Genomic DNA, 8,353 nt, shown 5'->3' with positions numbered 1-8,353 from the left:
CGGTTTTTTCATGGGCAGGCGCCGAAGGACGGCAGGCGGCAATGGAAGCCGCGGCGTCCGTTCACGCGCCCGACAACCGCCGATGCAGTTCCACCAGCGACAGCTTCGTGCGAAACAGCCGCGCGAGACTGCGGCTCGCATAGGTGTCGACGTCGCCCGGCGCGGTCCAGCGGTACGCGTCCATCTCGGGAATCATCGAGCCGTCGCGACGGCTCGGGAACAGCGACGTACACGTGCACCGTGCGGGATCGATCTCGCCTTCGGCCACCTGCACCGCGAACAGGTGCAGGTCCTTGTCGTGCCGGTACGCGAAGCGGCCGAGATCGAGCAAGCGGGCCGGCGCGAACTCGATGCCGGTTTCCTCGAGCAGTTCGCGCAGCGCGGCGTCGGCCGGCGTCTCGCCCGGCTCGCCCTGCCCCTTCGGGATGTCCCAGTGCGTGGTGTCCGTCGCGTGCGCGAGGAACACGCGGCCACCCGCATCGAGGATTACGACGCCGCACGACACCGTGCGCGGCGCGCCGCCCCGCTTCGTCACGTGCGTGCTCAGCGCTTCTGCAACTGCCACTTGCCCGCGGCCGTCTTGCAGTAGACGGGCTTGAGCGTCATCGTCTGGCCCTTCGCGGTGATTTCGGTCGCGATTTCGCGGCAGGTCTTGCCGTCCGTCTCGGTCGTGCTCGGCGTGAGCTTCGCGTCGATCTGCGTGCCGCGGCCGCTGCTCTGCCATGTCGTGGTTTCACCGTCCTTGCCTTCGTCGCGCGCCTGCACGACCGCCTTGGACAGCGACGCGCGATCGGTCTTGCTGAAATAGCTGATCGGCGTGTCGTTCAGGAAGTTCAGGTTGTTCTGTGCATGGGCGGGCAGCATCGCGGCTGCGCACGCGGCGCCGGCCAGCACGCGCGTGACGACGGAAAGGGATGCACGCATCGACATGTTTTTCTCCTTGGATGTTCGATCGAACGGCGTGGCGCATGCCGGCGAACCGGGGGCCGGCCCTCCGGCACGCGCCACGCCCGTCAGCGAGCGAGCATAGCATGCGTGCTGCGGTGAATGCCTTCTAGTGCCCGGCCGGCGCGGCCGTTTGCTGATATCCATCAGTCAGCGTGCCGAGGAACGCGATCACGTCCTTGATCTCGGCCGCGTTCAGCGCCGGCGGGTCGCCGCGCTTGCGGTCGAACGGCGGCTCGCGGTTGATGTTGGGCCAGTAGCGCTTCGGCAAATCGTCGTAGATCTGCACCTTGCCGTGCACGACCGGGTAGAACTTCTCCGGATGGATGTCGCGTTCGACGTAGAAGCGCATCACGTCCTCGAGCGAGTGATAGACGCCGTTGTGGAAGAACGTCTTGCGCAGCGCGACGTTGCGCAGCGACGGCGTGCGGAACAGTCCGCAGAATTCGTCGCGCCCCTTCAGGTCGGTGCGTTCGGGGCCGCATGCGCCGAGATCGTAGAAGCGCGGGTCGCGATTGACCGGCAGCGCGCGGTTGCGCGGCACCGCGATCGCGATCAGCCCGAAATCGCTGAACTGCGGCGGGCCGCCTTCGAGCGTGCGCTGGCTGACGTGACAGCTCGCGCAGTTGCCCTTCTTCTCGTCGTTGAACAGTTGCAGCCCGTGCAGCTCCGCGGGCGTGAGCTGCGCGTGGCCGGCCAGATACGCGTCGTATTTGCTCGTGTACGGATCGAACAGCGCCGGCTGCTGCTGGAATGCGTCCAGCGCGCGCAGCACCGCACCGAACGTCGCCTGGTCGTCGCCGAGCACCGTGTCGCCGAACGCCTTGCGGAATGCATCGGCATACGGCGCGGCGCGAACCGCCTTCGCGACCCGTGCGGGCGAACTGCTCATCTCGAACGGCGACGTGAGCGGAATGCGCGCCTGCGCATCGCGCGTATCGACGCGACCGTCCCAGGTCAGCCCGCCGGTCGGACCCGCGTCGATGCTTTCGTCGCCTTCATCCGGCGAATCGTGGAAGTGTTCGCTGAACGGCGGGATGCCGCGCAGGTATTTCAGCGACGGCACCGCGCGAAAGCCGGTACGGTGCATGTCGTCGCCGCCGAGCTGCACCGACAGCGCGTTCGGCGGCCCGAACGCATGGTCGGCGCTGTGGCACGACGCGCAAGCGAGCTTGCCGGACCCGGACAGCGACGGATCGAAGAACAACTGCTTGCCGAGCGCCGTCATCTGCTTCACGCCCTCGAACACCTGCGCGCGCGTCTGCGGCTGGCCGGCCGGCGCGACCGCCGGGGTGGCCGGCGCGGCCTGGGCCGCCGGTACGACGGACGCGGCCGACGCAGTCGTGCCGGGCCGCGCATCGCAACCGGCGAGCGCCGCGAGCGCGCCGACCACCGCGAGCGTCGCCGTGGCAGGGATCAGCGATCGCGCGAACGCGAAGGATTTCAGCAGGGTGTGCATCGTCGTTGTTCTGGTAGCGGTGGGCAATCGGCCGGAGCTTATGTCAGTTCCGTGACCGTTCAATGACGTTCGACCGACAGTCAATTGAAAGCGCCCCTACACCCGGCTGTCAAATCGGTTCCAGATAATGCGCGCAGCCGGGCGGTACCGCGAGGTTCGCGCGCCGGCCCTCCCGCCACCCGGTTCCCACACGAGACCAACGACGAATGAGAGAGAACATCGCATGAAGAAGCACGCCTGGATTCGCTGCACGCCGATCGCCGTCGCGGCCGCGCTCAGCCTGACCGCCTGCGGCGGCGACGACGTCACGCAGCAGGGCCTGTCGGCCGTCAAGAACGTCGTCGTGATCTACGCGGAAAACCGCAGCTTCGACAACCTGTACGGCAACTTCCCGGGCGCGAACGGTCTGCAGAACGCGACGGCCGCGAACTCGGTGCAGAAGGACCGCGACGGCTCGACGATGGCGACGCTGCCGAAGATCTGGGGCGGCCTGACCGCGACCGGCATCACGCCGGCGGTGACCGAGGCGATGACGGCGAACCTGCCGAACGCGCCGTTCGCGATCGACGATCCGAAAGGCTTCAACCAGTCGATGAGCATCGCGACGCGCGACATCGTGCACCGCTTCTACCAGGACCAGATGCAGATCAACGGCGGCAAGAACGACATGTACGCCGCATGGACCGATGCCGGCGGCCTGACGATGGGCCACTACACGGCCGATCCGTCGAAGCTGCCGCTGTGGAAGATCGCGCAGCAGTACGTGCTCGCCGACAACTTCTTCATGGGTGCGTTCGGCGGCTCGTTCCTGAACCACCAGTACCTGATCTGCGCGTGCGCACCGTACTACCCGAACGCCGACAAGAGCCCGGCGGCCGGCAAGATCGCCGTGCTCAATGCCGACGGCAAGTCGCTGAAGGTCGCGACGAACTCGCCGGCTTCCGCGCTGAGCGGCCCGCCGAAGTTCGTCAACGACGGCGCGCTGACGCCCGACTTCTACGGCATCAACACGATGCAGCCGGCGTATCAGCCGAGCGGCAACAAGGCGGCCGCGGGCGGCGACCCGCTGCTCGCCGACCCGGCCAATCCGTCGACGATGCCGCCGCAGACGGCGACCAACATCGGCGACCTGATGACCAACGCGGGCGTATCGTGGGCGTGGTATTCCGGCGCGTGGGGCCAGGCGCTGCAGGCGAGCCAGAACGGCACGTCGAACGTGATCTACGGCGCCGACCTGTCGACGCCGAACTTCCAGCCGCACCACCAGCCGTTCAACTACTTCGCGAACCAGGCGCCGGGCACCGCGAGCCGTGCGCAGCATCTGCTCGACGGCGGCGCGAACGGCGCCGAGTTCATCAAGGCGATCGATGCGGGCGCGCTGCCGCAGGTGACGTTCTACAAGCCGCAAGGCAACCTGAACGAGCACCCGGGTTACACGGACGTCACGTCCGGCGACCAGCACATCGCCGACGTGATCGCGCACCTGCAGGCCAGCCCGCAGTGGAAGAACATGGTCGTGGTCGTCACGTACGACGAAAACGGCGGCTTCTGGGATCATGCGACGCCGCCGAATGCCGATCGCTGGGGCCCGGGCACCCGCATTCCGGCGCTGATCGTGTCGCCGTATGCGAAGAAGGGCTTCGTCGACCACACGCAGTACGACACGGGCTCGATCCTGCGCTTCATCACGCGCCGCTTCTCGCTGCCGCGCCTCGCGGGCCTGCAGCAGCGCGACGACGCGCTGAAGGCGAACGGCGCGCAGCCGATGGGCGACCTGACGAACGCGCTCGCGCTGTCGCCGAACCTGTAACGGCATCGCCGTCACCGCGAACGCGGCCGGCCATGCTGCCGGCCCGGACGAACGAAGGACAGCCCCGCAGTTCACGGGGCTGTCCTTTTTCAAGCCGCGTGCGGGTTGCCGCGCGCCGCGGTCACCAGCCGTACTTCAGCTCGACGCCGACGTAATCCGCGTTGTGCCCGCCCGCCTGCCGGATCGCGTCGCCGACCTGGAAATGCACGGCCTCCACCGCGCCGATCAGGTTCGCGGCGATCGTCCAGTCCGCGCGCAACTGCACGTACATGCCCGTCCACAGGCCGCCCTTGCCGGCGGTGCCCGGCACCGGGATGTTCGGCTGCTGATAGACGGCGTCGCCGGTCGTCTCGCGCCACTGGAAGCCCAGCGCACCGAGCAGCGACAGGTTCGCCGCCGGTTTCAGCGTCACGGACGGCTTCACGTGAATCAGGTTCGCGTAACTCGTATAGCCGGCCAGCGTGAAGTAATAGCCGTTCGGAAACAGCGGATTGAAGGTGCCGATGCGGCCGTCGTGCGGATGCCGGTCGCCCGATGCCGCGTCCACCTGCAGCGCGATGCGCGGCGACCACGGCGCGTCGAGCCTGTAGCCGGCGATCGAACCGACGGCCCACGCGCCGATCGTGGCGTTGCCGACCGTGCCGGTCTGCAGCATCGTCTCGAGATCCCAGTCGAAGCGCCCGTGCGTGCCCGTGTAGCGGACGTCCCATACGTCGCGATGCTCGGGGCCGCTCGCATCGAGGAAACGCGCGCCGCGGCGGTTGTAGCGCGACCAGTAGCCGGACAGGTCGCCCGGCCCGAGCGACTGCCGCTCGAAACGCACGCCGCTGAACGTGAGATCGCGATTCGACACGTCGTCGAAATCGGATGCGTTGCGGTTCTGCACCGGCTGCGTCGCATAGCCGATGAAGCGCCACTTGCCGTATTCGTAATCGGCCCACACCGCATCGAACGCAAGCCGCACGTTCGGGCCGTCGCGCGCGGCGATGAAGCGCTGCAAGTCGAACGCCATCTCCTGCCGGCCGACGCGGAACTTGACCGTGCCGCCGCCTAGCGCGCCCGTGTAGGTCGCGAACGCCTGTTCGAGATCGAGCGGGTTTTTATCGACCGGCGACACCGTGTTCTTGCCGAACGCGCGTGCGTCCTGCAATTGCGCGAAGAACTGCCAGTGCGGGCCGAGATGCGCATCGGCATGCACTTCGACGCGCTGGATCACGTACGTATCCGATTGCGCGGAGCCGATGCCGAACAGCGGTGCGTCGTTGGTCTCGAGCCGCTCGCGCAGGTTCACGCCGAGCGACAGATAGGATGACGGATCGTTGCCGAGCGGGATGGTTTTCAGCCCGTCGAGCGGCGCGCGCGGCACGCAGGGATTCGCAAGCACCGACCAGTCTTCCTGCCAACGGTTGAACAGAACGGTCGGGCGTTTGGCGGTGCACGTCGATGCGGTGGCCGCCGCGGACGTCGAGGCCGGCGACGCGGCCGATGCCGGCGCCGGTTCTTGCGTCGACGTCGACGCAACCGCCGTTTCCGCGAACGCCGCGTCGGCGCCCGCGCACAGCAGCCCCGCGACGATCGACACGCGCGCGGCCCGCTCGAAGCGGCGGCCGTGGCGTCGCCCGCGTCGCTCGATCATGCACGCTCCTGCGTGGGCGTACCGGCTGATCGCGCCGCGCACAGCGCAAGCGTCGCGAGCGCGCCGACGGGCACCAGCAGCGCCAGGAATCCGACGTAGCGGAACCCGATCGCACCGCCCGCCGCGCCGAGCGCGAACGCGACGATCGCCGGCAGCATCTTCGCGAAGCGTGCGCGTGCGGTGGCGCGCACGCTGTCCGCCGTGCCGGGGGACAGCATGTCGACGGCATCCAGGATCGCCTGCGTGACGTTGCCGGTCATCACCGTGTTCGGCACGCCGCCCGCGCGCGCGATCACGCGCGGATGCGCATTCTGCACGCCCATCGCGAACGTGCCGACGATGCCGGCCACGAGCGCCGCCACGCTGTCGGGCTGCGTGACGGGCGTCGCCCACACGCCGGCCGCGCAGAAGCCGAGCAGCAGCACGGCCTGCACCGTATGCAGCACGCGCGTGCCCTGCCACGCCGGCCGCGCGGCCATCGACCGCGCGATCAGGCTGCTCGCGATCACGCCGCACACGAACGCCGGAAACACGCTGAGCTTCAGCACGACACCCTGGCCGAAGCCCGCGAGGCCGGCGCCGATCAGCACGAAGTTGCCGGTCACGTGCGCGGTGAAGAGCCCGAACAGCGCGACGAAGCTCAGCGTGTCGACGAAGCCGGCCACCGCGGCGAGAATCGTGTCCTCGTGCTTCATCGCGCCGCGCTCGCGTGGATCTCGGCGACGTAGCCGCCGGGGAACTGCACGAGCGCCGCGTCGCGGCCGTCCGACGTGAACGGCGGCACGAGCACGGTTACGCCCGCGGCTTCGGCCTGCTTCAGCGTCGCGGCGAGATCGGGCACCTCGTAGCCGGTCATCTCGCGGCCGAACGGGTAAGGCAGATGGCCGTCGGTCACCAGCACGGTCATCTTGCCGAAACCCGATTCGATCCGAATGCGGCGGTACGTATCGTCCGGCCGGCCGATCTCGATGCCCGGCGCCTTCAGGGTGTCGGACACCACCTTGCCTTTCGAGAACTTGACGAAGTCGTGCACGAACTTGCGGACGCTTTGCGGCGACACGTAGACGCGATTCTCGGGGATGGTCTGCAGCGCGTCGTAATTCGGCGCCTGCGTGTGCCAGTAGAGCTGCATGTTCACGCCGCCCGCCCATGTGACGATCGCGTCGCGGCCGATCGGATCGGGAAACGTGTCGACGATCACGTCGGCACCGTGCTCGCGCGCGGACTTCACGGCGACGTCCATGTCGGTCACGAGATAGCCGGTACGCTCCGCGCAGAACGGATACGGGATCGGCGTCTTGAAACCGAATACCGAGATCGTGCCGACCGGTGTCAGCACGAGTTGCGACATCGTCTGGCTCGGCGTCGGCGTGACCTGGAACACGCCCTGCTTCGACTTCTTGCCGCCGAACGTCGCGACGAAGCTGTCGGTGAAGCGGTCGAAGTCTTCGGGTGCGACGCACACGTGGGTCGTGTCGTACTGCGGGCCGACCGCCACCGTCGGCACGACCGCGGGCGGCGCCGGCGGTTTCGCGAACGTCACGGGCGCGACGGCGAGGCCGCCCGCGAGCATCGCGGCGAGCAGCACGGAACGAACAGATTTCATCACAGGGTTTCCTGGTTGTTGCATCGTCATCGAATGGAGCGGCCATCATCGGCCGGTTGCCGCGCATCGTCGAGCACGGTCGCGAGCACGAGTGCCGCGATCAGCCCGAGATGCTCGAAAAAGCTGTTGAGCGCCATGAACCGTTCGGCGCCGGAACGGTTCCAGAAATCGTTCGCCACGAACATCGCGACGAGCGTCAGCATACCGAGACTGCCGGCGCCCAGCCAGGTGAAACGGCGAAACACCACGCACAGCGAGCCGGCGATCTCGACCGCGATCGCGAGCGCCGCCCACAGCGCGGCCGGCTGCAGGCCGAAATGCGCCTGCTCCGCGACCGCGCCGTGGAAGTCCAGCGCCTTCGCGACGCCGCCGAGCAGATAGGCGGACACCAGCGCGACGCGCGCGAGCGGCAGGACCCACGGCTGCGCGAGCAGCACGCGGAGCCACGAGGGGGTGCGGTAGACGGGGCGCGTCGTCATGTCAGACCGCCCAGCAAGAGCACCCGAACGCGCCCCAGAAGCCCTTCGCATCCGACGTCGGCAACGTGCTTGCCCATGCGCTCGCGTGCGCATGCTGGTGAAGGTTGCATTCATTCGCGCAGCCGCACATCGCGGCGGCCGCCGCGCGTTGCAGCGGCGCGCCGTTGCGCTGCGTCGCGCCCCAGCCGCCATAGCCCCCGAACTCGCGCACCGGCGACCAGTCGGGCATCGCCGGCGGAATCGGCGCGTCGTGCGACGCGAACGGCCCCGCGCCCCACACGATCTTCCCGTCGACCACCGTCAGCAACGCGGTCGTGGCGGCGATGTCGTCCTCCGCGCATGCGAAGAAATCGCGATCCGGGACCACCAGGTCGGCAAGCTGCCCCACCGCGATGCGGCCCTTCTTGCCCTCCTCGTT

Annotated in this window: 9 protein-coding genes; 1 reads left to right on the top strand and 8 read right to left on the bottom strand. The window is 68.4% G+C overall.

The window, feature by feature from the left end:
• Positions 1 to 61: 61 nt before the first annotated feature.
• The 3 genes from A9Z05_RS30260 to A9Z05_RS30250 all read right to left on the bottom strand — a co-directional run bounded on the left by A9Z05_RS30260 (position 62) and on the right by A9Z05_RS30250 (position 2,404).
• Positions 62 to 535 (bottom strand): NUDIX hydrolase, encoded by a 474-nt coding sequence (locus A9Z05_RS30260; RefSeq protein WP_069621292.1) that lies wholly within the window; start codon positions 533 to 535, stop codon positions 62 to 64.
• An 8-nt stretch (positions 536 to 543) separates the two neighbouring features.
• Positions 544 to 930, bottom strand: coding sequence for a hypothetical protein (locus A9Z05_RS30255; RefSeq protein WP_069621291.1), 387 nt, complete (start codon positions 928 to 930; stop codon positions 544 to 546).
• A gap of 124 nt (positions 931 to 1,054) precedes the next feature.
• Positions 1,055 to 2,404 carry a cytochrome-c peroxidase gene (locus A9Z05_RS30250; protein ID WP_069621290.1) on the bottom strand — a complete coding sequence of 450 codons (1,350 nt, stop codon included), beginning with the start codon at positions 2,402 to 2,404 and terminating at the stop codon, positions 1,055 to 1,057.
• A 223-nt stretch (positions 2,405 to 2,627) separates the two neighbouring features.
• On the opposite strand from A9Z05_RS30250, the gene A9Z05_RS30245 reads away from it, so the two are divergent.
• Positions 2,628 to 4,214, top strand: a complete 1,587-nt coding sequence (locus A9Z05_RS30245) for an acid phosphatase (protein ID WP_069621289.1) — start codon at positions 2,628 to 2,630, stop codon at positions 4,212 to 4,214.
• A 121-nt stretch (positions 4,215 to 4,335) separates the two neighbouring features.
• Here A9Z05_RS30245 and A9Z05_RS30240 read toward each other — a convergent pair whose 3' ends face one another.
• The 5 genes from A9Z05_RS30240 to A9Z05_RS30220 form a co-directional block, all read right to left on the bottom strand.
• Positions 4,336 to 5,850, bottom strand: coding sequence for an alginate export family protein (locus tag A9Z05_RS30240; RefSeq protein WP_069621288.1), 1,515 nt, complete (start codon positions 5,848 to 5,850; stop codon positions 4,336 to 4,338).
• Positions 5,847 to 6,545 (bottom strand): YoaK family protein, encoded by a 699-nt coding sequence (locus A9Z05_RS30235; protein ID WP_069621287.1) that lies wholly within the window; start codon positions 6,543 to 6,545, stop codon positions 5,847 to 5,849. The genes A9Z05_RS30240 and A9Z05_RS30235 overlap by 4 nt, the downstream gene beginning before the upstream one ends.
• The gene (locus tag A9Z05_RS30230; RefSeq protein WP_069621286.1) at positions 6,542 to 7,456 is read right to left on the bottom strand and encodes a glyoxalase; all 915 of its coding nucleotides are present in this window, start codon (positions 7,454 to 7,456) and stop codon (positions 6,542 to 6,544) included. Before A9Z05_RS30230 ends, A9Z05_RS30235 begins: the two co-directional genes overlap by 4 nt.
• 26 nt (positions 7,457 to 7,482) lie before the next feature.
• A complete protein-coding gene (locus A9Z05_RS30225; RefSeq protein WP_069621285.1) occupies positions 7,483 to 7,935 on the bottom strand; it encodes a DoxX family protein in 453 nt (150 codons plus the stop codon).
• A 1-nt stretch (position 7,936) separates the two neighbouring features.
• On the bottom strand, positions 7,937 to 8,353 hold a 417-nt coding region (locus A9Z05_RS30220; RefSeq protein ID WP_141723515.1), incomplete at its 5' end, for an amidohydrolase family protein.

The sequence above is a fragment of the Burkholderia sp. A2 genome (assembly GCF_001729305.1).
Lineage (GTDB): Bacteria > Pseudomonadota > Gammaproteobacteria > Burkholderiales > Burkholderiaceae > Burkholderia > Burkholderia sola.
This window is presented reverse-complemented; position numbering and strand designations above follow the sequence as displayed.

Excerpts from the sequence above, each read along its gene's own strand:
- A9Z05_RS30255 (WP_069621291.1), bottom strand. The coding sequence starts at position 930 with ATGTCGATGCGTGCATCCCTTTCCGTCGTCACGCGCGTGCTGGCCGGC.
- A9Z05_RS30230 (WP_069621286.1), bottom strand. The coding sequence starts at position 7,456 with ATGAAATCTGTTCGTTCCGTGCTGCTCGCCGCGATGCTCGCGGGCGGC.
- A9Z05_RS30240 (WP_069621288.1), bottom strand. The coding sequence starts at position 5,850 with ATGATCGAGCGACGCGGGCGACGCCACGGCCGCCGCTTCGAGCGGGCC.
- A9Z05_RS30235 (WP_069621287.1), bottom strand. The coding sequence starts at position 6,545 with ATGAAGCACGAGGACACGATTCTCGCCGCGGTGGCCGGCTTCGTCGAC.
- A9Z05_RS30245 (WP_069621289.1), top strand. The coding sequence starts at position 2,628 with ATGAAGAAGCACGCCTGGATTCGCTGCACGCCGATCGCCGTCGCGGCC.
- A9Z05_RS30225 (WP_069621285.1), bottom strand. The coding sequence starts at position 7,935 with ATGACGACGCGCCCCGTCTACCGCACCCCCTCGTGGCTCCGCGTGCTG.
- A9Z05_RS30250 (WP_069621290.1), bottom strand. The coding sequence starts at position 2,404 with ATGCACACCCTGCTGAAATCCTTCGCGTTCGCGCGATCGCTGATCCCT.